This is a genomic window from Bdellovibrio sp. NC01 (assembly GCF_006874625.1).
Classification (GTDB): Bacteria; Bdellovibrionota; Bdellovibrionia; order Bdellovibrionales; family Bdellovibrionaceae; genus Bdellovibrio.
Window position 1 is genome coordinate 2,220,475 of sequence record NZ_CP030034.1, and the last position, 21,106, is coordinate 2,241,580.

General features: G+C 44.3%; 21 protein-coding genes. 9 read left to right on the forward strand and 12 right to left on the reverse strand.

Annotation, left to right across the window (positions count from 1 at the left end; all coding sequences use genetic code 11):
* Positions 1-168: 168 nt before the first annotated feature.
* Entirely contained in the window at positions 169-1,146 is a 978-nt protein-coding gene (locus DOE51_RS10650; RefSeq protein ID WP_142696545.1) for a universal stress protein, read from the forward strand.
* A 10-nt stretch (positions 1,147-1,156) separates the two neighbouring features.
* On the opposite strand, the gene DOE51_RS10655 is transcribed toward DOE51_RS10650, so the two are convergent.
* Positions 1,157-1,669 carry a helix-turn-helix transcriptional regulator gene (locus DOE51_RS10655; RefSeq protein WP_142696546.1) on the reverse strand — a complete coding sequence of 171 codons (513 nt, stop codon included), beginning with the start codon at positions 1,667-1,669 and terminating at the stop codon, positions 1,157-1,159.
* A 510-nt stretch (positions 1,670-2,179) separates the two neighbouring features.
* Between DOE51_RS10655 and DOE51_RS10660 the strand changes: the two genes are divergently transcribed.
* The 3 genes from DOE51_RS10660 (at position 2,180) to DOE51_RS10670 (ending at position 5,086) form a co-directional block, all read left to right on the forward strand.
* Positions 2,180-2,806: a TetR/AcrR family transcriptional regulator gene (locus DOE51_RS10660; RefSeq protein WP_142696547.1), complete on the forward strand. Its 627-nt coding sequence runs from the start codon at positions 2,180-2,182 to the stop codon at positions 2,804-2,806.
* Positions 2,807-3,027: 221 nt separating this feature from the next.
* Positions 3,028-4,104, forward strand: coding sequence for a voltage-gated chloride channel family protein (locus DOE51_RS10665; RefSeq protein WP_210415521.1), 1,077 nt, complete (start codon positions 3,028-3,030; stop codon positions 4,102-4,104).
* The gene (locus DOE51_RS10670; RefSeq protein WP_142696549.1) at positions 4,088-5,086 is read left to right on the forward strand and encodes a nitronate monooxygenase family protein; all 999 of its coding nucleotides are present in this window, start codon (positions 4,088-4,090) and stop codon (positions 5,084-5,086) included. Before DOE51_RS10665 ends, DOE51_RS10670 begins: the two co-directional genes overlap by 17 nt.
* On the opposite strand, the gene DOE51_RS10675 is transcribed toward DOE51_RS10670, so the two are convergent.
* The 4 genes from DOE51_RS10675 to DOE51_RS10690 all read right to left on the reverse strand — a co-directional run bounded on the left by DOE51_RS10675 (position 5,072) and on the right by DOE51_RS10690 (position 7,376).
* Positions 5,072-5,551 carry a DUF4442 domain-containing protein gene (locus DOE51_RS10675; RefSeq protein WP_246845033.1) on the reverse strand — a complete coding sequence of 160 codons (480 nt, stop codon included), beginning with the start codon at positions 5,549-5,551 and terminating at the stop codon, positions 5,072-5,074. The two genes, DOE51_RS10670 and DOE51_RS10675, sit on opposite strands and share 15 nt — an antisense overlap.
* Before the next feature lie 218 nt (positions 5,552-5,769).
* Positions 5,770-6,159 (reverse strand): DUF1634 domain-containing protein, encoded by a 390-nt coding sequence (locus tag DOE51_RS10680; protein WP_142696551.1) that lies wholly within the window; start codon positions 6,157-6,159, stop codon positions 5,770-5,772.
* Positions 6,159-6,974 carry a sulfite exporter TauE/SafE family protein gene (locus tag DOE51_RS10685; protein WP_142696552.1) on the reverse strand — a complete coding sequence of 272 codons (816 nt, stop codon included), beginning with the start codon at positions 6,972-6,974 and terminating at the stop codon, positions 6,159-6,161. The genes DOE51_RS10680 and DOE51_RS10685 overlap by 1 nt, the downstream gene beginning before the upstream one ends.
* Before the next feature lie 12 nt (positions 6,975-6,986).
* The gene (locus DOE51_RS10690) at positions 6,987-7,376 is read right to left on the reverse strand and encodes a hypothetical protein (RefSeq protein WP_142696553.1); all 390 of its coding nucleotides are present in this window, start codon (positions 7,374-7,376) and stop codon (positions 6,987-6,989) included.
* A 53-nt stretch (positions 7,377-7,429) separates the two neighbouring features.
* Here DOE51_RS10690 and DOE51_RS10695 point away from each other — a divergent pair, with 53 nt between their 5' ends.
* Entirely contained in the window at positions 7,430-8,668 is a 1,239-nt protein-coding gene (locus DOE51_RS10695) for an MFS transporter (protein ID WP_142696554.1), read from the forward strand.
* Here the strand turns inward: DOE51_RS10695 and arfB are convergent, their stop codons facing one another.
* On the reverse strand, positions 8,669-9,070 hold the full coding sequence (gene arfB / locus DOE51_RS10700) for an alternative ribosome rescue aminoacyl-tRNA hydrolase ArfB (protein ID WP_142696555.1): 402 nt from the start codon (positions 9,068-9,070) through the stop codon (positions 8,669-8,671).
* A complete protein-coding gene (locus DOE51_RS10705; RefSeq protein ID WP_142696556.1) occupies positions 9,060-9,470 on the reverse strand; it encodes an OsmC family protein in 411 nt (136 codons plus the stop codon). The genes arfB and DOE51_RS10705 overlap by 11 nt, the downstream gene beginning before the upstream one ends.
* Positions 9,471-9,676: 206 nt before the next feature.
* On the opposite strand from DOE51_RS10705, the gene DOE51_RS10710 reads away from it, so the two are divergent.
* Together DOE51_RS10710 and DOE51_RS10715 are read left to right on the forward strand one after the other, a co-directional pair.
* Positions 9,677-11,260, forward strand: a complete 1,584-nt coding sequence (locus DOE51_RS10710; RefSeq protein WP_142696557.1) for an Rnase Y domain-containing protein — start codon at positions 9,677-9,679, stop codon at positions 11,258-11,260.
* Between the two features lie 121 nt (positions 11,261-11,381).
* Positions 11,382-11,822: a response regulator gene (locus DOE51_RS10715; RefSeq protein WP_142696558.1), complete on the forward strand. Its 441-nt coding sequence runs from the start codon at positions 11,382-11,384 to the stop codon at positions 11,820-11,822.
* A gap of 74 nt (positions 11,823-11,896) precedes the next feature.
* On the opposite strand, the gene DOE51_RS10720 is transcribed toward DOE51_RS10715, so the two are convergent.
* Entirely contained in the window at positions 11,897-12,727 is an 831-nt protein-coding gene (locus DOE51_RS10720; RefSeq protein WP_142696559.1) for an aldo/keto reductase, read from the reverse strand.
* Positions 12,728-12,997: 270 nt separating this feature from the next.
* Between DOE51_RS10720 and DOE51_RS10725 the strand changes: the two genes are divergently transcribed.
* Positions 12,998-14,035 (forward strand): hemolysin family protein, encoded by a 1,038-nt coding sequence (locus tag DOE51_RS10725; RefSeq protein ID WP_246845034.1) that lies wholly within the window; start codon positions 12,998-13,000, stop codon positions 14,033-14,035.
* A gap of 40 nt (positions 14,036-14,075) precedes the next feature.
* On the opposite strand, the gene DOE51_RS10730 is transcribed toward DOE51_RS10725, so the two are convergent.
* The 3 genes from DOE51_RS10730 to mutM all read right to left on the reverse strand — a co-directional run bounded on the left by DOE51_RS10730 (position 14,076) and on the right by mutM (position 17,999).
* Complete coding sequence (locus DOE51_RS10730; RefSeq protein WP_142696560.1) at positions 14,076-16,529, reverse strand: acyl-CoA dehydrogenase; 2,454 nt, start codon at positions 16,527-16,529, stop codon at positions 14,076-14,078.
* 306 nt (positions 16,530-16,835) lie between these two features.
* On the reverse strand, positions 16,836-17,057 hold the full coding sequence (locus tag DOE51_RS10735; RefSeq protein ID WP_142696561.1) for an acylneuraminate cytidylyltransferase: 222 nt from the start codon (positions 17,055-17,057) through the stop codon (positions 16,836-16,838).
* A 129-nt stretch (positions 17,058-17,186) separates the two neighbouring features.
* Positions 17,187-17,999: a bifunctional DNA-formamidopyrimidine glycosylase/DNA-(apurinic or apyrimidinic site) lyase gene (gene mutM / locus DOE51_RS10740; RefSeq protein WP_142696562.1), complete on the reverse strand. Its 813-nt coding sequence runs from the start codon at positions 17,997-17,999 to the stop codon at positions 17,187-17,189.
* Positions 18,000-18,183: 184 nt separating this feature from the next.
* Here mutM and DOE51_RS10745 point away from each other — a divergent pair, with 184 nt between their 5' ends.
* Positions 18,184-19,671: a M48 family metallopeptidase gene (locus DOE51_RS10745; protein ID WP_142696563.1), complete on the forward strand. Its 1,488-nt coding sequence runs from the start codon at positions 18,184-18,186 to the stop codon at positions 19,669-19,671.
* A gap of 65 nt (positions 19,672-19,736) precedes the next feature.
* Here the strand turns inward: DOE51_RS10745 and DOE51_RS10750 are convergent, their stop codons facing one another.
* Complete coding sequence (locus DOE51_RS10750; RefSeq protein WP_142696564.1) at positions 19,737-21,092, reverse strand: HD-GYP domain-containing protein; 1,356 nt, start codon at positions 21,090-21,092, stop codon at positions 19,737-19,739.
* Positions 21,093-21,106: the final 14 nt, after the last annotated feature.

A 21,106-nucleotide genomic window follows, 5' to 3' on the forward strand; every position in this document is an offset into this window, starting at 1 on the left:
AAAGGCTGTGAGAAATCACGGCCTTTTTTATTTCCGAAATCTCATTACAGCGTCTTCAGAATCTTGACCTCCCCTTCTAGAGTGTTTGTTTCCTTACACTGCCCGCAAGGCCATGCTTGCGAAGTCGTGCCGCCTTTGGCGCAATAAGAGCAATGTGGGAGGTTTCCGATGAGAATCATCTGGGCGATGGATGCGTTTGAAGACAACAAAGAGTTGAACCAGAAAATGGCTGATATTTTAACGCATTTATTTGAATCCACTCGTGCGGAAATTGAGCCTTTATATCTTCTACGCGAAAATGAAATCGTTCTTCCCACTTACGAAGTTCCAACCTGGGTCACAGATCATTCGCGTACGGCGGAATCATTATTCCGCGAAGTGCTTGAAGACTATAATCTGCCCTTCTTACAAGAGCCGCATGTCATACCTCACGCTTCACAATCGCACGCCGGTGCTGCCGAAGTGTTGTCGGACTATGCCGTGCGCACGAAGGCTGACATGATCGTTGTTGGCAGCCATGGCCGTCAGGGTTTTCAGCGCTTTATCTTGGGAAGTTTTGCGGAAAGCTTGCTTCTACAATCCGAAGTGCCTGTTTATGTGATCGGTGCGCACTGCACGCACACCGACGGCGTTAAAAACATTATGTTTCCCACTGAATTCGGCGAGCATTCTAAAGACAACTATCGCCATGTTTTAGAAATGGCGAAGCAGTTCGGCGCAGAGATCACTTTATTCCACTGCATTGCCCGTCCTATTGAAAGTCTTTTTGATCTAGATACTCGCCCGAAGGTTTACAATTACAAGGGCAAGATGCTGACATTAGATCAAATTGTCGAACATCAAATTGAACACCAAACGCAACGTGCCCATCACTGGATTGAGTGGGCCGAGCGTGAAGGCGTTCGCGCCAACTTCCAAGTCGATAGCAGCTTTGAAGGAATTGATAAACTTATCCTGAACGCTATTGATCGTCATAATGTAGATCTGATTGTGATGGAAGCCCAAAGCGGACCGATGAGTGCGGCTCTGCTAGGCAGCTACACTCGCAACGTGGTACGTGCGGCTCACTGCCCGGTGTATGTGTTGACTCGTCACTTCTATGATCGCCAGGAAGATCGTTTCGCTGATATCTCCCCAGCGCCGTAGGCCCTTCGACCTACGCTCTTAATTGCGACGGACGAATGGAGCTTGGAAGCTTTTTATAGGCATTGTTCAAATGCGTTTTCAAAGTTGCTTTGGAAATGAAAAGCTTCTCTGCAATTTCTGCATTCGTCATACCCTGCAAAACCATTTGCATGATACGGATCTCACTCTTCGTCAGACCTTTTTCAACGAAGTACTCTTCCTGCTTTTGATACTTGTCTTGATTTTCATCCAATGGATACAGGAATGTCGTGATGTTGTTGCCATCATTCACAATCATTGCATCGACCTTGCTGCCATCAAGATCCGTATTCTTAAAGAGCTTCATCCCTTGAGAGATCGCAGAACACTCTTCCACTTGATGATAAAGCTTCATGCACGCTTTACCGCACACTTGCCCTGTTAGATTGCCGCACATCTTTAGCGAAGCGCCATTCTGAAATAGCACGGTTTTGTTTTGGTCCTTGATGCACACACCAAGCTTTTCACCTAAACAACTCAATTTCTGTGAGTCCTGTTCATTCATAACAGAGACCTCCTATGCCTTTGAGTTTATGTAACTTTGCGGTCCAAAACGATGATGCAGATCATGAAAGATCATATTTTTTAGCTTTTTATAAATGTGAGGAGTGACGAAAAATATGCGTGATGCGCAGTGGTGCACGAAAAATTAGAGGATCTAACTGATGTTAGATTTTTCGCGATTTTTTATGAGCATCGATGAAATTCATTGTTAGAAATTCAGTCGAATGCTCTTTTTTTCTCGCGTTTGCTTGTGAAAAATTGCTTCCGTTATAAGCAAAATTCCAAATCTCAACAGGTCTTTGATTTCAAATCTGTAAGAAATGGACGCAAGGTGAGGTTTGTACCATATTAGGACGATGGTTTGTGATTTCTGTTAAGATTTTTTGAAAAGTTACTCATAAGGGGACCTCCGGTACTGTATTTTGATACTTAGGTATCCAGTATTGAATATTAAGCTACCTAGGTGGAATATGAACACGAGCAAAGTTACTGACCTCGAAAGGAGGACATCATGGGCGCAGCTCCTGTTACCCACACGAATCCTGAAAAGAAGTACATGCTGAAAATCCCGGTCCAAAAAAGATCTAAAGAGACCGTAGCCAGCATCGTAGAATCATGCGCACGTCTATTAGTGCAAGAGCCTTATCACGCTATTACAACTGATAAAATCGCCGAAATGGCGGGTGTAAGTATTGGTTCGCTTTACCAATTCTTTGCGAATAAAGAAGCTATTGTTGCAGCCGTTATCGACGACTTGCTTCAAAAAGACCTCGCTTACATTGAAGAACACTTGGCGAAACTTGAAGCCACAGACGTTGATTCGAAAGTTCATGCTTTCATCGATATCGGCTTCACACGCTTCCACGACAACAGACCTTTAAGAACTGCTTTGCAGGGCGTACAAGGCATGTTGGATTACTGGGAAACGCGCAGAGTTTTCTTCGAACACTACCAAAAAGCAGTGTTAGCACATATGCCAGCATTGCCAGGCAGAGATCGCGACATGGTTGCCTTGTTCATCGTGAGCTCTTTTAACAACATCTTGCAATTGAGCCTTCTAGGACCTCAATCTCCTGAAAGAGAGCAAGCTGTTAAAAAAGAAGTCTACACTTTGATCAGCCGTTACTTACAACCTTAAAAAATCCTTGCCTCCTCCATACCTCCTCGTATCCTACATAGGGCGAGGAGGACTTTATTTCAGCATCGTTTCAGAAATCACTCGAACAAGTTCGCATCTTTCCAGAGTTTTTAAAGTGGCTCTTCATCGCAAGCATCGTCGGCATTCTTGCAGGTTCAGCTTCTGCGGGTTTTCTTTACGCTCTTGATTTCATCACACAGTTTCGCCTGTCGCATTCCTGGTTGATTTATCTTTTGCCGGTGGGCGGCTTGATCATCGCGTATGTTTATCACTTGTTTGGAAAAAAGGTCGAAGCTGGCAACAATCTGCTGATTGATGAAATTCACAATCCACAAGCGGTGGTACCGTTACGAATGGCGCCGTTGGTTTTATTCGGAACTTTAGCGACGCATCTTTTTGGTGGCTCTGCGGGACGCGAAGGCACGGCCGTCCAAATGGGTGGAAGTCTTGCGGATCAATTAACGAAAATTTTTAAATTAAATTCTGAAGATCGTAAGTTGTTGCTGATGGCCGGTATCGCCGGTGGTTTTGCCTCGGTTTTTGGAACTCCGCTGGCTGGAGCAATTTTTGGTTTGGAAGTTTTGGCGATCGGCCGCATGCGCACGTCTGGAATTTTGCCATGCTTTATTGCCGCCGTTGTTGCCGATCAAGTGTGCCTGGTATGGGGCATTCATCATACACATTATGCAATATCAGAGGTCCCGGCACTTTCGTTCTTTAATATTTCATGGGCACTGATTGCTGGCGCTATCTTCGGGCTTTGCGCCTTTTTATTTTCATGGAGCATGCATCGCTCCACAAAAGCATTTAAGAACTTCATCAGCTACACTCCCCTGCGCGCGTTCGTCGGTGGTATTCTTGTTTTAGTTTTGGTTGCTATTTGCCAGACAGACCGCTACTTGGGATTAGGCATCCCTGTGCTTGTTGAAAGTTTTCAGCATTCTGTTCCGAGTTATGATTTCATCTTAAAGTTGATCTTTACGGTTGTGACTTTAAGTGCTGGCTTTAAAGGCGGCGAAGTTACACCGTTATTTTTTATTGGAGCAACTTTAGGTAATGCACTTGCGTGGATGATTCCATTGCCGGTTTCTTTACTTGCAGGAATGGGCTTTGTTGCCGTATTTGCCGGAGCCGCCAACACACCACTGGCGTGCACATTGATGGCGCTAGAGTTATTCGGAAGCGAAGCTGCGGTTTACACAGCCCTTGCATGCGTGATGAGCTATTTGTTTTCAGGTCATTCAGGAATTTATCATTCACAAAAAATTGAGGTACGTAAGTATGCTGAAAAAAATTAAGACACCTTTTACTGACTTGATGGGTATCGATTTCCCTATTATCGCGGCACCTATGTTTTTAGTTAGCAACACGGACCTTGTGACTCAAGCGAGTGAGGCTGGCGGTATCGGCACATTCCCCGCTTTGAATTATCGCCCGCTTGAAAAATATGCGGAAGCTTTAAAGACAATCAAGTCACAAACAAAAAAGCCAATTGGCGTAAACATCATCGTGAACAAAAGCAATCAACGTCAGAATGACGATCTAAAGATCGCTCTTGATAACGGTGTTGATATGTTTATCACCTCACTAGGCTCTCCGAAAGCGGTGATTCAAGAAGCACATAAAAATGGCGCGAAAGTTTTCTGTGACGTCACAAACCTTGAACACGCTTTGAAAGTTCAGGATATGGGCGCTGACGGTGTCATCGCTGTGGGCGCGGGCGCTGGTGGCCATGCGGGACCGATTTCGCCGTTGGTTTTGATTCCATGGCTTAAAACTCAATTGCAGATTCCAATTTTAGCAGCGGGCGGAATCTCTCATGGTTCAATGATTGCCGCGTGTTTGGCGTTAGGTGCTTCGGGTGTTAGCGTTGGTACACGTTTTATCGCCAGCAAAGAAGCACAAGTCGATGAGGCTTATAAAAAGGCCATCGTTGATTCCACTCCGGAAGATATCGTGATGACAACGCGTGTGTCAGGAACGCCAGCAGCTGTTATCAATACTCCGTATGTGCAAAAATTGGGAACGGATTTACCGTGGGCTTTCAAGATTCTGAAAGAACACAAAATGACAAAAAAATATATGGTGCCGTTGATTCACTTGATGGGCATGAAGTCATTAGAAGAGGCAGCGATGAAGCCCACTTGGAAAACTGTTTGGACAGCTGGCCAATCTGTGGGCTTAGTCGACGATATCTTAAGCGTTCACGACATCTATCGTAAACTCATTAACGAGTACGATGACAGCGTGAAAGCTGTATCGCGCCTAGGACTTGAGTGATCTGTTACGCACCGACAAAGTCAGCTCGTAAGTCATTACGGGCTCTGTCGGATTTTTTGAAGGCACCACTGCGTAGCCTTTCATCTTTCTTTCGACACGTGCTGGATTTGTTTTTGCCTCGTCAATGACCGCAAGTACGTGTTCGATCTCTTCACAGATAAAGTGCACATCACCATCCGCGCGCTTTAAGAATTCCGCTTTAAAATCTTTGAACACAAAATCGATCTTCTGTTTGCTTTCCGCAATCGCTGCGACCGCAGGTGCCACCAAAGACAATTCTGCACCAATACCCAATGCACCAAAATACATCGAGTTCAGATGATTTTTCGTTCTGAAATTCAAAGGAATCTTCAATACGAATTTTTTATCGTTCATTTCGATCACGCGCGGTGAACAAAACAACACAAGTGGGATTTTTACTAGACCGTAAAGATTAATAAACGCTGTGAATTTGAGATTTTTCATGTTCATGCATTTATCTTAGGACTCTGGACTTAAAAGAGGCCAGCATTTTCTATTAAGGACCAGGAGATTTGCAGAAATATTAAACTAGGCAGATAATAATAAGTGAACAAGCTGCCGATAGAAGACGATGATTCATTCCCTTGAACCAGTTCTCAAATTCCCTCCTTCTACTCGACAGCTTGCTTTTTTTGGCCACGCGATAGAGGAAATCTTTAAAACTACAAATCAATGCCCAAACAGAAACTTGCAATTAAAACGGCAAAGACGGCGAACGCCATAATCGCAAGCACGCGGTCTTTTTGTTTGATAAATAGAACGCCTGTCATAAATACACGCGCTACCGGCAAACACACTAAGATCACCATACCAATTAAAGAGATGATCATGGGACGATCATTCATTAACAACGCCCAGTGAATTGTCTCCATGAAGCTTTTTGGCTCATATGTTGTGAAACTCGATAGCATGTCACCATTTTGAATCCACAACCACACCCAACCGATTGCCAAAAACATTCCCGCAAGTAAAACACCTGTGCGCAAAAGTTTTGAAATCGTCAGTTCAAGCTGATGTAACGGATCTAATGTTGGATCTTGATTTTGCTCCATTAGCTAAGTCCTTTCATGATCATTTGGATTGATACGATCGCAAGCACAACCACGAAGATCTGACGAATTCTTACGGCTGGAATTTTCACCATCATCTTTGCACCAATGAACGAACCGATGATAATTCCAACGGCAACCGGCGATGCAATTTCTGGGCGAATATCGCCTTTCAGTAAATAAGCGCCAGCACTTGCCGAAGCTGTCACACCGATCATGAAGTTGGAAGTGGCTGACGACGCTTTGATGGGCATTTTCATCGCGCCATCCATTGCAAGTACTTTGAAAATACCCGAACCGATACCTAACAGTGCAGAAAGAATTCCAGCACCAAACATAGCAAACAACCCCAGTGGCACATGCTCGACTTTGTAGTGAATCCAACCGCCTTTTGCGTCTGGATACGAACCATCAAGTCTTAATTTTTCCGCCCAAGGATGATTGTGACCCGAAAAATGCTCTTCGCGCTTTCTTAACATCATGATGGCTGAGAAAAACAACAAACCACCAAAAAGTAAAAACAAAAACTGCGCTTTGATGTAGGACGCAATCAAGAAACCAACGATGGCACCAGTAACCGTTCCGATTTCCAAGAAAACAGCGAGACGTAAATTAGTCAGTGAATCTTTTAGGTAGCTGGCTGCTGCGCCTGAAGATGTCGCAACAATTGATATCAAACTTGCTGCGATCGCGTAACGAATGTTGACGTGAAAAACTAAGGTTAGAACTGGAACGACGATAATGCCGCCGCCTAAGCCTAACAGGGAACCTAAGAAGCCTGCGCCAATTGAGGTTCCCAACAAGAGTAACTCGTACATGTGAACTCCCCCTTACTTAGGGCAGTCAAATAAACGAACAAGTCTTGCGCCGAAGTAAGTATCTTTCTTTGTAAACTTCCAAGGAGGATAAGGCAAGAAAACAGCTTCTGCACATTGTCCTTTTTGCGCAACGGCCCACTGACGATCTTCAGAAGAAGCTGTGTAGATTTCTCCAGTTTTTTCGTCTTTGATACCAATTGCGAATGAAAAAACTTTTTCATTGATGTCGCTGTTCGCGCGAGAAATCAATGCAACAGGAATTTCAACACGCTCAACCGCTGTGATTTGACCATTGATTGTTTTAGAGAAGATCACGCTGTAATATTCAACCAGGGCGTAACAAATACCACCAACGATGACGAGAACCACAAGTGCTTTTAGAAATTTCATAATTGCTGCCATATAAAGCGATTATGGGTTAGCCTTAGAACCGACGTCAACCAAAAGGACTTACGATGTTTTCGAAAAAAGAAAAAATCTTACTCGGCATGCTTGCTGCGATTCAGTTCAGCTCGGTTGTCGACTTCATGATCATGATGCCGCTTGGTCCGCAGTTGATGCGTCTTTTTCACATCAACCCTCATCAGTTCGGACTCCTCGTGTCATCGTACACATTCTGCGCTGGCGTGAGTGGTTTTCTTGCTTCTTTCTTTGTTGATAAATTCGATCGCAAAGTGAACTTGCTGTTTTTCTATACAGGCTTTGGCTTGGGCACGGTCGCATGTGCTTTGGCTCCCACTTACGAATTGCTCTTGCTTGCGCGCGGTTTAACCGGAGTCTTTGGCGGAGTCTTAAGCTCACTCGTCCTTTCGATTGTGAGTGATGCAATTTCTTACGAACGCCGTGGCAGCGCGATGGGCGTGATCATGACGGCCTTTTCGATGGCATCTATTTTTGGCGTTCCCTTTAGTTTATTTCTTGCGAATCAGTATTCGTGGCATGCACCATTTATCTTTCTGGGACTTGCATCGCTGGTATTGTGTTTAATGATTTTATTCTTCATGCCTTCCATGCGTGGGCATTTAGTGAATCGCCAAAAAGCGCCGATTTATCAGTCGCTAATTGAAATCATCAAGAACACCAATCAACGTCGCGCTTTGGTCTTTATGTTTTGCGTGATCTTTGGTCACTTTGCCATTGTGCCGTTTCTTTCGCCATCAATGGTCGCAAATGTCGGCATGACTGAAGCACAGTTGCCATTGATTTACATGGTTGGCGGTTTATTCACGATTTTTACGTCACCTATGATTGGACGCTTAGCTGATAAATACGGAAAACACGATGTGTTTAAGTATGGCGCGCTGGTGACGTTGATTCCTATTTTCCTGATTACACACCTGCCCCCAAGTCCACTATGGGTCGCGTTGATTTGTACTTCTTTGTTTTTCGTGATGTCTGGCGGGCGCATGATTCCTGCGACCGCTTTGGTCTCAGGGACCACTCGACCGCAAAATCGTGGAAGTTTTATGAGTATCGTAAATTGCGTGCAGCAATTAGCCTCAGCGACGGCCAGTTACATCGCAGGCATCATGGTGACTCAACAAGAAGGCACGGGACATTTAGATCATTTTGAAAATGTGGGTTACATCGCGATTGCGTTCACACTGCTTGCGGTTTTCTTATCACGCAATATCGTTGCAGTGGAACAAGTGGCCGGCAAAGAAGCCGACGCGCATATTGCAGAGCCGGTTTAATTATACACGAACTTTCTGACGACCGGCTTTGACTTCTGATTGGATTTTCTTACCTTCAAGTCTTCTGCGCACAGAACCTTTTGTAGGTTTTGTTGCCACACGTTTCTTCGGCACGAACAAAGCTTTCTTAATCAGCGCTTGCAGTTTACGAATGCAGGCTGAACGATTTTGGTCTTGATCGCGATGCTCTTCACTGCGAATCAAGATATCGCCTTCATCCGTTAGCTGATTTGCGAGTTTATGTAGCAATCTTTCTTTCACTTCGGGCGAAAACGCGTGGCTCTTTGCGGGATTCCAGCGCAAAATCGCCGCCGAATTGGTGCGATTCACGTTTTGTCCACCCGGCCCCCGCGAACGCGCGTATGAAAAATCCAATTCGTGAAATGGAATATTAACGTCCATGCCCCGCCTCGGACTCTTTTAAACTTTCTGTAAAATCGGCTTTTGCTTCGTGAATAACCGCGCCATTCAAAAACACACGGTAGTAAATTGGCGATGTGGGGTTCACCATCGCACTGACGCCACAGTATTTGGTCATCGAAAGATCGACAGATTTAATAACTTGATCAGGCTTTGCGTCGGGGCTAGTGACCTTAAAATCAACCATCACTTTCGCAAAAATCGACGGATAGCCTTGAGTTGTGTCAGATTCCGCATTCACTTCTAAAGATTGAAGATCGACTCTCATTTTTTTAAGAATTGAAGCCACATCGATACCTGAGCACGCGCAGATCGCACCTAAGAGCACTTCTTTTGGAGACGCACCTCGATCATCGCCGCCATTTGCCACTTTTGTGTCCATTTGGAACTTATGTCCACTCCCAGAGAGTGCTTCGAAGCCCAGACCTCCGGTCCACTTCGTTTGACAGCTCATGTGCGCCATATTTCCTCCCCATGCGTTAGGCTTAACGAATGAAAGAATAACTCTGATAACGCCCGAAGTAAATACTGGGAAAATTTGCGTTGGCGCGGCAGCCCAGTGTAAACTTAGAGGGTTAGGAGTGTCTTATGTTGTTAGTTATCGCTATAGCCCTTATTGCAATTATCGCCGGTGGTGGATTGGGCTTGGCTTTACATAAATTGCAGAACGCGCGCACTCTTCGTTTAGCTCGTGAAGAAGCCAATGAAATTCTCGGAGAAGCCAAAGAGGCTGTCGAGCTTCGTCAGCTAGAAGAAAAAGAACGCGTGCAAGAAATTGAAATGGAAATGTGGACAAAGATTGAAGCTGAGATGTTAAAGACCGAAGGTCGCATCGAAGATCTTCAAGAAGTTGCTAACGAGAAAAAATCGAAAGCAGATTCCCTTGTTCAAGAAGAAAAGAAAAAACTGCAAGAGCGTGAAGCTGAAGTTAAAGTTCAAGAACAAGCCTTGAAATCTCAAGAAGCAGAACTGAATAAAGTTAAAGAAGTTCAAAAATCTTTGAATAAAGATTTCGTGGAAAAATTAACTGCAAAATTGAACACCTCTGCCGAAGAATTCAAAACGCAATTGAAAACGATGATGGAAGACGAAGCCCAACGTCGTGCGGCCCGTCTTGCGCAAGAACATGAAGAAGATGTGAAAGAACATGCGGAAACTCGTGCGAAAAAAATCTTGGGCCTGATCATCGACCGCTTCGCACGCCCTTACTGTGCAGAGCGTGGCATTGGTGCCGTGAACTTCCCAGACAACCACGTCCGCAAACTTTTCTGCGATCCTGCGGGTGAAAATATCAAAACCGTTCAAGAAACTTGCGGTTGCGATATCATCGTTGAAGAAGGTTTGGATATGGTTGGCGTTGCAGGTTTTGATCCTGTTCGTCGTGAATTAACGCGCAGAACTTTGGAACGCATCTTCAAAGAGAAGAAAAGCATTACTCCAGATTTCATTCGTAAAATCGCTGAAAACCAAAAGAAAGAACTTACGAAAAATATCAAACACGATGGCGACTCTTTAGCCAAAGAGTTGAAACTTGAAGGTTTGCATCCAGAGATCCGTCAGATGATGGGTTCTTTGCGCTATCGTTACTCTTTCACACAAAATCAATACTTCCACTGCGGCGAAGTGGGTTGGCTTGCTGGCCTTCTAGCTTCGGAATTGGGTATCGATATTAAGAAAGCTCGCCGTGTAGGCATGCTTCACGATATCGGTAAATCGATGGACCATGTGATGGAAGGTGGCCATGCTGTGATTGGTGCTGACTTCATCGCGGCTCGCAATGAAGCACCAGATGTGGTTCATGCGGTTAAAGCCCATCACTTTGACGAACAACCTTCAACAGATCATGCGTTTGTTGTCATCGCAGCCGATGCGATTTCTGGCGCTCGTCCTGGTGCACGTCGTTCGACGATTGAATCATACAACCAAAAAGTCTCTGAACTTCAAGACATCGCACGAAGCTTCCAAGGCGTAACTGACTGTTTCGTTTTGAGTGGCGGTCGTGAATGCCGAGTGATGGTGAATGGCAAAAAGATCGACGATACTCACGCACTTGATCTCTCAAAAAAGATCGCTGCGCGTATCGAAGAGGAATGCAATTATCCAGGACAAATCAAAGTTGTTGTGGTCCGCGAAACAATTGTAACTGAGCAAACTCGTAAAGAGCTCGCGTAACGCGAGTTCTTTGCTGAAACGCATCGGACCTTTCATTAAAACCCCTTCATACTCACGGTTTTAGAAGATTTTTCCACTCCAAATCGGTTCAAATAAGGCAATGCACTTAGGAGAACTCGATATGGTACTTGAAACAACGTCTTCCTCAACAAATCTAGAAAAGCAGCACGCTCCACGTGTTTTAGTTATCGATGACAGTTTGGATTCAGTAAAACTGATGTCACACATTCTCGATCACTATAAATGCGACGTGACTATGGCTTTCGACGGACAAGACGCCATTCCTCTTCTTGTGAATAAGCAATTTGATTTGGTTGTTTTGGACTGGCAAATGCCACAAATGGGCGGCCGCGATACTTTACTTTTGATGGACCGTCTTTTGACTGAAAAGAAAGTTCATAAGGTACGCAAACCAATTCCTGTGGTGATCTACACAGGTCACAGCGAAGAAGAATTGGATTTGCCGCTTGTACGCAACTTCTCTTACTTGGGCTTCATCAATAAGCGCCAAGCCTTCAGTTCAATGATGCGATCTTTTAATTTTATTTTGCGTTCTATCTAGGCAACTAGGAACGCTAAGTTTGAGGGGCCCTTGCTTCACGCAGGGGCCTCCAACGCCAACTTCGTTCTTTCGTATTAGAACGCCGCTGTCTCGGGATTAGGACCAATACGACCCTCCGCTGAATCCATCTTCGCAATCTTTTCCATGTCGCTGTTATCAAGCGTAAAACCAAACACATCAAAATTTTCTTTAATGCGTGAAGGTGTTACTGATTTTGGAATCACAATCAAACCTGATTGCAAATGCCAACGCAAAATAATCTGCGCTACAGATTTTCCATGTTTCGCCGCGATTTCTGATAGAGTCGCATCTTGCAAGATTTTACCTTGGCCAAGTGGACTCCACGATTCTGTGGCGATGCCTTTTTCTGCGTGGAACTTGCGAAGTTCTTTTTGTTGGAAATTCGGATGAAGTTCGATTTGATTTACTGCTGGTACTTCGCCCGTTTCTGCAATGATCTTTTTTAAGTTATCGATCGTGAAATTTGAAACACCGATCGTCTTAACACGACCTTCCTTACGAAGTTGAATAAGCGCTTTCCATGTATCCACGAACAGACCACGATGTGGCGATGGCCAATGGATCAAATACATGTCCAAGTAATCAAGCTTTAGCTTTTTCATGCTTTGTTCAAACGCGCTTAACGTCGAATCGTAACCTTGATTTTCATTCCATAGTTTTGTTGTGATGAAAAGCTCTTCGCGCTTCACTGAAGAGTTTTGAATCGCGCGTCCTAAGCCGTCTTCGTTGCGATAAATCGCTGCACCATCGATAGAGCGATAGCCGACTTTAATTGCTTCAAGCACAGCCGTTTCCGCTTCCGCATCTGGAACTTGCCACAAACCGAAGCCAAGTTGTGGAATTGTTTTACCGTCGTTGAGTTTAAGAGAAGGAACATTCGACATAAGACACCTCTTATTTTGTAACAAACATAAGCACCATTTAGCTCTTCTGTTCGATTTCGGTCAAGTTTGCATTCTGTGAGATCCCAAGATGACGCGCATTTCACGAATGTTAAAATGACAAGCAATGTATAAAATTTATTTTAGTGGATAACTTTGATCTTCAGAATCTGAATTGTTATCTTAACTGCATATGGACCCTGACCCCAATTTAAATCTCGTAAGCCTTTCTTTAATTAACACCCAAAATAAAATCGCACGCGAGGAGCTTGTATGATGACGGAGCTTCTGGTTGTTGCCGTATGTTTATTTTTAAATATGCTTTTATCAGGTGCCGAGATGGCCTTCGTCACAGTTCGCAAACTGCAACTGAAAAACATCTCTGCCAAAGATAAACGCGCTAAACTTTTACTGCAGTTAAAAGAAAATCCTGAACGCACCCTGAGCGTGATCCAAATTGGTATCACACTTGTCGGCGCTATTGCGGCAGCTGTTGGTGGTGCCGGTGCTGAAGAAGCGCTGACTCCCCACCTGGTACAAACTTTTGCCTTGAAAGAACAAACAGCAGAAGCCATTTCCATCGCCTTGGTTGTTTTGCCGTTGTCTTATTTAAGCGTCGTTGTCGGTGAACTTGTTCCAAAAACATTGGCGTTAAGAAATTCTTTATTTATTTCCCTGTGGGCGGCACGCTGGCTTTATTGGGGCGAAAAGATTTTATCGCCGGCCGTATGGTTGCTGGAAAAATCAACGCATATCATTCTTAAAATTTTTAGTCTGACTGAAAAAACCGAAACCGCTACGGATCAAGATTTAGAAATTGAAGATCTACCACATCAAACGAAGCAATACGTAATGAATATCGTTAGCGCCGATAAAACATTGGCGCGCGAAGTGATGGTTCCATGGAAAGACGTCGTGTACTTGCGTAAAGGTGATTCCATCGAAGACGTGGAAACAATCATCGTGAATTCGGGGCACACACGTGTGCCCGTCGTTGAAGATGGTAACGTCATTGGCCTTATCAACAGCAAAGAATTTTTCGTCGCCCGCAAATACAAAGAAGAAGATCCCGACTGGTCCAGCCTGATTCGCCCATGCTTAAAGTTTAAATCCTTTGAGCCACTGTTTCGTATTCTGATCAAAATGCAGGAAGAAAACTCCCACATGGCCGTGATCTATGATCGCGCCACAGTGGCCGGATTAGTGACAATGGAAAACATCTTCGAAGAAATCATCGGCGACATCTACGACGAAGACGATGATGGGTATGTAAAAAAACTTCTGGCAAGCCGCGCTCGCCGCCGCCCATAATAAAAAACCCCGGTTCATCACCGGGGTTTTTTATTTGTTCTTAAAGAACTTTGTTTGCGTGATATTGTTCTTCGTTGAAGTCGTCTACCAAGATCGCGTCGTAGCGAACGGCGTCTGCTTCTTGAAGAAGTTTAAATTCTTCTTCAGTGATAACATTCTTGCTGCGAGCTTCGTCGAACAATTGGTTTGCTTTCTTCTTCGGAAGAGTGCCCGCGTGAACTGCTTTTCTGATTTTCTTTTCAGCAGCTTCTGCTTTCAAAGATACAGAGAATGCATAATCCAAACGACCTACTGCTTGATCGCGTTCTTTTGGAAGATAGATACCTTCAGTCAAACGATCACGGATACCGCCTTCTTTCATCATTGCTGATGCGATAGCGTGTGTCCAACCGTCAGAAGCTTGCGAACCGATTGAGTTGATACGAGACCAAGCACCCAACCAGCCTTTGAAGAACCAACGAAGACCAGGGATCTTCAAGTTATCAAAGATACCATCGAAACCTTTTTGAATCTCAGCCATGCACACTTTCAAGTTGTAGTGTGCGAAAGCCAGATCTTCTTCACGACGACCTTCAGCTTCAAAACGGCGAAGGATCGCAGTTGCGATGTACATATGAGCCAAGATGTCTGCGAAGCGACCCGTGATTTTCTCTTTCATTTTCAAAGAGCCACCAAGAACGCCCATTGCAACGTCAGCAAGCAATGCGAAAGTTGCTGAAGTCCAAGACATACGACGGAAGTAAACTTTCATTTGCGGATGGCAATCTGGAGTTGATGCCAAGTAACCGCGAGAGCATGACAACAAGATCGCACGGCACGTATTACGTACGATGTGACCAATGTGGCCGAAGAATGCTCTGTCGAATGCTCTTAAGTCATTAGCTTCATAAGCTTTAACTTCAGAGTACGCGAATGGATGGGCACGAAGCGCACCTTGACCGAAGATGATCAATGTACGAGTCATGATGTTCGCACCTTCAACCGTGATACCGATTGGAGTTGCGATATAGATTTCAGCCAAAACGTTACGAGGGCCCAAAGAGATACCCGCACCGCCCATGATGTCCATCGCATCAACGATCACTTTACGACCCATTTCAGTCGCATAGTATTTTTGCATCGCTGTGATAACGCCTGGTTTGATACCTTTATCAAGTGCACCCAAGCAGTATCTTCTCATCGCCTCAAGAGCGTAAGCAGAAGCACCGATGCGCGCTAGAGGTTCTTCAACACCTTCGAACTTACCGATAGAAACACCGAATTGACGGCGAACTACAGAGTGAGCTGATGTTACACGTGCAGCCAATTTAGTACCGCCCGTTGCTTGCGCAGGCAAAGAGATACCACGGCCTGCAGCCAAACATTCCATCAACATCATCCAGCCTTTACCAGCGTTAGCGATACCACCAACGATAGCCTCTTCAGCATCAACGACAACGTCTTTACCTTGAGTCGGACAGTTATAGAATGGAGTATTCAATGGATCATGACGACGACCCAAAACAACACCCGGAGTGTTCGATGGAATCAACGCACAAGTAATACCTAGATCTTCACCTTTACCCAACAAATTTTCTGGGTCACGAAGACGGAACGCAAGACCGATCACAGAAGAGATCGCAGCCAAAGTGATCCAACGTTTGTTCCAGTTCAAACGGATTTTGATTTTACCGTCTGTATCTTTGAACAACACACCTGTTGAAGTGATCGCACCAGCATCAGAACCCGCAGTTGGCTCTGTCAAACCGAAGCAAGGGATTTCCTTACCGTCAGCCAAACGAGGCAACCAGTGTTTTTTCTGAGCGTCAGTACCGTAGTGAGCAAGAAGCTCTGCAGGACCCAAAGAGTTTGGAACCATCACTTGAATCGCTACTGCCAATGAACGAGAAGAGATTTTCATGATCACTTCAGAATGGCAAAGCGCAGAGAAACCAAGACCGCCGTACTCTTTCGGTACGATCATACCCAAGAATTTTTCTTTCTTGATGTAGTCCCAGATCGCTGGAGGAATTTCTTTTGTTTTATAGATTTCCCAGTGGTCGATCATTTTACAAAGATTTTCAACCGGGCCTTGCATGAACGCTTTTTCTTCCGCAGTCAAATCTGGGTAAGGTTCGTTCATCAAGTTTTGGAAATTTGGTTTACCAGAGAAAAGATCTTTCTCTACCCACACAACACCCGCATCAAGAGCGGCTTTTTCTGTGTCAGAGATTTTTGGCAAGAATTCGAATTTTTTGAAAATCGCGAACACGCCTGAAGTCACCAACGCTTGACGGATTGGTGGAATATTGAAGATCACAGCGACAACCGCAAATACAATCCACAACCACATCGGAGCTGCGAAGCCCGCCATGATAGCCGCGATTGCGATCGTCCACACGATCAAAGGACTTCCAAAGAAGCCGACGAACAACAAGAGCACCACAGAGCCCAAAACCCAAGCCCATGTGCAGCTCTCTAAGAAATACCCGTATAACGAGTTGATAGAGTCCACGATGTTTCTCCTTATTATTGCTAACCACAATAATTACACCGCTTAATATGAGCATGCGCAAGCAGGCTTTTTTCAGAAGCCTAGGAAATTCGGTACCTTAAGGAGCTTATACAAATTTGAATTTATGAGGATTGCTTGGGTCTAAACTCCGCTCAAACAGGTCGTTGGAGGAGCTTTTCAGAATGAGAAATTGAGTTGGAATTCTAGTTTTGACCGGAAGTCCGCTACTGGTGCGGGAAATAAAAAAAGCCCTCCGAAGAGGGCTTTCATCAAGCAACTAAGGTGCTTTACGCTTGTGGCGTAAAATTACTTAGTTTCGCCAGCAGGTGCTGCTGGAGTTGCTGCAGGAGCTGCTTCAGTTGGAGCTGGAGCTGCTGTACCTTCAGCTGGAGTAGCTGCTGGAGTTTCAGTAGCTGCTGGAGTTGCTTCAGTAGCTGCTGGAGTAGTTTCAGCTGGTTGGTTTTTAGAGCATGTGAAACCAGTTGTGAAAGAAAGTGCTAGCAAAGCTGCGATTACGATAGCTTTCATTGTTGTTGTCCCTTCGTATAATTAATTGCGCACTCAGAGTAATTCCGAACGCACATTTTTGTTTTAATCTCGACTAATGGCTAAGTTACACAAATTTTTGCACTCTTAGCAAACGAAATTTTAAAAAATTTATTTCTGGCAATGGCCGCACCAGAAGGTATTTCGACCACCCATCACTTTCGATCGAATGTGTGTACCGCAGACAACACATGGTTCTCCCGCTCGGTCATACACTTTGAAGCGATCTTGGAAGTATCCACTATCACCCGAAGCATGTTCGAAATCGCTGATCGAAGATCCACCCGCTTTGATGGATTCTGAAAGCACATTTTGAATCTCACGCACCAGGATTTTCGCTCTGTCCAGAGAGAGTTTTGAGGCTGGAAGTGACGGCTTAATTCCTGCCGCAAACAACGCTTCGCTAGCGTAAATGTTGCCGACACCAACGACCACTTTTTGATCCATGATCGCCACTTTGATCGCAATATTTTTCTTACACAGACTTTCCCATAAACTTTCGCCGGTAAAGTCTTTCGAAAGCGGCTCGGGTCCCAGATTTTTAAGGCTTGGATGCGTCGCAGGATCGGTCACGAAATCAAACACGCCGAAACGTCGCGGATCACGATACGCCAACCGTAGACCGTTAGAAAAATGAAGGTAGATATGGTCATGAGACCGCTCATCTCCTTTTGGCGCCACCCTCCACGTTCCGGTCATTCCCAGATGTGAAAGCATCGCCCCTTTCGGCGTCCACAACAGCAAGTACTTCGCTCGACGCTGCACAGAAGTGATCTTCTCGCCAACCAAGGTGCTTAATTTTTTAGCAGGAATAGGACTGCGAATATCTTTGCGTTTGAGTTCGATTTTTTCTAAACGCGGATGATCTTCAAGGATTTCTGCAAGACCGCGTTTCACGATTTCGACTTCTGGTAACTCGGGCATGTTGGCCTCCGGTAGGTACCGTCTATCATTGGATTTGGGGTTTGCAAAATTAATTTAACGAACCTCGCAATGGCCATGGTTTTTATCGCTCCGCAAATCTAATCTTCATTGCCTTTTAATGAGACACATTAGACATAAACAAATTACTTTTAAGTAAACAAAAGTTTGTTCCGATCTAACGAATATGACCAAATTACTTTCTAAAAAACTTCTGGCTACTCTACTGTTCTGCTGCGCAATCCCTCTCTTGGGGGCATTGGCCGCTATTGGAATGCAGAGTTACAATTCGAGCAAATTTACATCAACACTGGAAGATCTATTCAAAAACTCCCAAATAGAATCATACAAATTAACACTAACCTACCTATGCCCGCGACTTTATGATTTAAATCAAGACCAATTCAGACAAGCGGTAAAAGAAAGCTGCGATATAGATTCAGAGCTTAGAGATTTTGAAACTCTTTGTTTTGCAACTACAGGCTTTACACTTTTCTCACTAATTATTTTCAGTTTACTGGGATGGGTCACAAAAACAAATCGATTTATACATCTTATCATGTTCCGAATTGGCGTTTTCGCCTGCATTGGACTCGTTTGTCTATCAGTAATCACGAATGCCATTGTGTTGGTACTCGGTTCATATTTTATTCCTGCCTATTTCTGGTCGAGATATTTTCCAAAACTGACAGGACTACTTGCGATTGGTGCAGCCTGGATCGTTTTTAAAATATGTAGGGACCTATTCAGAATTCTCTCAAAGCCAAGCATAACCACGATAGGCAAACGACTATTCCCATCCGATCATCCTAAACTTTGGGAAGCTGTGCGCGCTCTCTCACATCAAGCGCAAACCACGGCACCGGACAATATCATTATCGGTCTTGAACCCAACTTTTTCGTTACAGAAGCTGACGTTCAAACACTCGATGGAAAATGTAAAGGTCGAACACTATTTATTTCTTCGTCAATCATGAAACTGCTTTCAGTGGAAGAGTTTAAATCTATCCTTGCTCATGAATTCGGACATTTTAGAGGATTAGATACAAAGTTCTCCTTACACTATAATCCGGTATTTAATAGACTAAATCGAACTCAGGAATCACTTTCATCTGAGAATAAAAGCTATCTTAAGTATGGTAGCCTGAGCGCAATGCCTGCGCTATTCATTGTCGATTATTTCGCTACATGCTTTAGGGCTTCCCATGCATTTCATAATAGGCAGCGTGAAGAGGCCGCAGACGAACTAGCAATTCAACTGACAAGTGCAAAAGTTTTTTCGTCGGCTCTCTTGAAAGCAACAGCAGCTGACGAAATTTACGCAATTGTAAATGAACGAATTAAGTCACTCGCTAATGAAGAAAAAGTTTTATCAAATATTCCAGATGCTATGCTCAGAGGTATAGTCGCGATTGAAAATAAAGAAATACTAGCCATGATTGATGAAAAAGCGACGCCTCATCCATTTGATTCACACCCCGCAACACTGACGAGGGTAAGTCGAGCTGGCTTAGATTTGAACGTTATCAGTTTTAAAGATATCCAGCCGTCCGCTTCGTGCTACCTCGAGAATAGCCAGGAAATTGAAGAATTCTTAACTCACATTCGATATCTAGAACTAGGGCGACAAGGGTTGATTGATTACGATAAAATCTTTGGCAAACAGTCCGCGTAAAGAGATCGCGTATTCTGTTTAAAATGTTTCAATTTATCAAAGATTTTATTCACAATAATCCCTAACTACCCTGCTCTTCTAATCAGGGGATTCAATTTCAGAAGCATCATCAAGGGATACCCGTCCCCTTCGTTGATCTTTTTCGACAGGAACGTTTTGAATGTTCCATCAAACTCGACTCGCTCTTTACCCAATTTAATTGTTAGGGCGTCGTCGAGTTCTTGTGCGAGTCTTATGATCATAGGTTCTTCCTTCATTTTCACTGCAGCGGGTTTATTAGGAAAACCTTTTTGATCCATACGCTCATGGGACATCAGAATCATATCTTTGATCAGATCATCTAAAGGAATGCGCTTCGAAAGAATTTGGTTAAGACCGTAAATAGGATGCTTCATGTATTCCATGCGCTCTTCACCCGTCATGTGAGCTACGTTCCCGGTGCGAATTTTTCGACTGACCTCTGGGGAAACCAAAATCAAACCAATATCGGCAAGCAAACCGCCCATCATCGCTTTCGGAGCGACCGCCGGAGAAATCTTTTCCGCAAGCATTCCCGCATAGGCTGCGACTGCTGTACCGCGCTCAACCGATCCAAAATCTCCAATCGAGGAATTATTCACGGCCTCCCACGGCGCCATGACTTCTCTTAAAGAAACTAAGAGATCTGCACAAAATTTCTCACACAAAGCATACAATGTTTTACCGGCGGCAAAAGAGGTCGAAGTCGTTTGATCGCTGATCAGAATGACCAGATCTAAGAACGCTTGCTGTAGTTTTAAAAAATTCGCGCGACAGCTTCGCGCACCCGCATTGTCATCGCGAGCTTGAAATTTTTGAATATATTCAACCCACGCAGATAGGTCGTTACGATGAGTATAAAGTTCTTTCGCTTCGGCGTATTTTATGATGAAAGCATTGTCGATCTTTGAACCTGGCTTATAAACTTTTAAAAATTTTCTATTCATCGGCATCAACATGTAAAGATGCCCGTTGATGCTTGATTCAGGTACCAAATCGACAACTTTCACAGGAATGAATGCCGACTTAATAACCTGGCTTGCTACGAATTCCAATTTACTGTTCGTCGTGAACTCGTTATCAAGCATGATCAGATTCGCACCTGATTTTTTTAATAACTCCATTTCATTTGGATCGACCTTAGAATTTAAAATTGAAATGATGTAAGAGCGATCCATCATCTGGCGCGCCACTTGAATCGTGCCCGCCGCCTCATGGATATTTTCAAATTTGGTGCAATCTAAAATGAAGCACTTAATTGTTGGTGCGTGCTCGCTTTGTTCAAAGAAATCTTCCGAAGATCCAAAGTGAGCATATTGAAAATCGAAGTCTGCGCACAATGTGCGGCAGCGTTCGATGAAACTTTCATTTTTAGAGATCGCGACTAAATCTAACTGCTTCATGCCTCAAAGCATAT

Excerpts from the sequence above, each read along its gene's own strand:
- DOE51_RS10710 (WP_142696557.1), top strand. The coding sequence starts at position 9,677 with ATGTTGTTAGTTATCGCTATAGCCCTTATTGCAATTATCGCCGGTGGT.
- DOE51_RS10685 (WP_142696552.1), bottom strand. The coding sequence starts at position 6,974 with ATGTACGAGTTACTCTTGTTGGGAACCTCAATTGGCGCAGGCTTCTTA.
- arfB (WP_142696555.1), bottom strand. The coding sequence starts at position 9,070 with ATGGACGTTAATATTCCATTTCACGAATTGGATTTTTCATACGCGCGT.
- DOE51_RS10655 (WP_142696546.1), bottom strand. The coding sequence starts at position 1,669 with ATGAATGAACAGGACTCACAGAAATTGAGTTGTTTAGGTGAAAAGCTT.
- DOE51_RS10735 (WP_142696561.1), bottom strand. The coding sequence starts at position 17,057 with ATGAAAGCTATCGTAATCGCAGCTTTGCTAGCACTTTCTTTCACAACT.
- DOE51_RS10720 (WP_142696559.1), bottom strand. The coding sequence starts at position 12,727 with ATGTCGAATGTTCCTTCTCTTAAACTCAACGACGGTAAAACAATTCCA.
- mutM (WP_142696562.1), bottom strand. The coding sequence starts at position 17,999 with ATGCCCGAGTTACCAGAAGTCGAAATCGTGAAACGCGGTCTTGCAGAA.
- DOE51_RS10690 (WP_142696553.1), bottom strand. The coding sequence starts at position 7,376 with ATGGCAGCAATTATGAAATTTCTAAAAGCACTTGTGGTTCTCGTCATC.
- DOE51_RS10650 (WP_142696545.1), top strand. The coding sequence starts at position 169 with ATGAGAATCATCTGGGCGATGGATGCGTTTGAAGACAACAAAGAGTTG.
- DOE51_RS10675 (WP_246845033.1), bottom strand. The coding sequence starts at position 5,551 with ATGAAAAATCTCAAATTCACAGCGTTTATTAATCTTTACGGTCTAGTA.
- DOE51_RS10745 (WP_142696563.1), top strand. The coding sequence starts at position 18,184 with ATGACCAAATTACTTTCTAAAAAACTTCTGGCTACTCTACTGTTCTGC.
- DOE51_RS10715 (WP_142696558.1), top strand. The coding sequence starts at position 11,382 with ATGGTACTTGAAACAACGTCTTCCTCAACAAATCTAGAAAAGCAGCAC.
- DOE51_RS10660 (WP_142696547.1), top strand. The coding sequence starts at position 2,180 with ATGGGCGCAGCTCCTGTTACCCACACGAATCCTGAAAAGAAGTACATG.
- DOE51_RS10750 (WP_142696564.1), bottom strand. The coding sequence starts at position 21,092 with ATGAAGCAGTTAGATTTAGTCGCGATCTCTAAAAATGAAAGTTTCATC.
- DOE51_RS10725 (WP_246845034.1), top strand. The coding sequence starts at position 12,998 with ATGATGACGGAGCTTCTGGTTGTTGCCGTATGTTTATTTTTAAATATG.
- DOE51_RS10705 (WP_142696556.1), bottom strand. The coding sequence starts at position 9,470 with ATGGACACAAAAGTGGCAAATGGCGGCGATGATCGAGGTGCGTCTCCA.
- DOE51_RS10695 (WP_142696554.1), top strand. The coding sequence starts at position 7,430 with ATGTTTTCGAAAAAAGAAAAAATCTTACTCGGCATGCTTGCTGCGATT.
- DOE51_RS10670 (WP_142696549.1), top strand. The coding sequence starts at position 4,088 with ATGCTGAAAAAAATTAAGACACCTTTTACTGACTTGATGGGTATCGAT.
- DOE51_RS10680 (WP_142696551.1), bottom strand. The coding sequence starts at position 6,159 with ATGGAGCAAAATCAAGATCCAACATTAGATCCGTTACATCAGCTTGAA.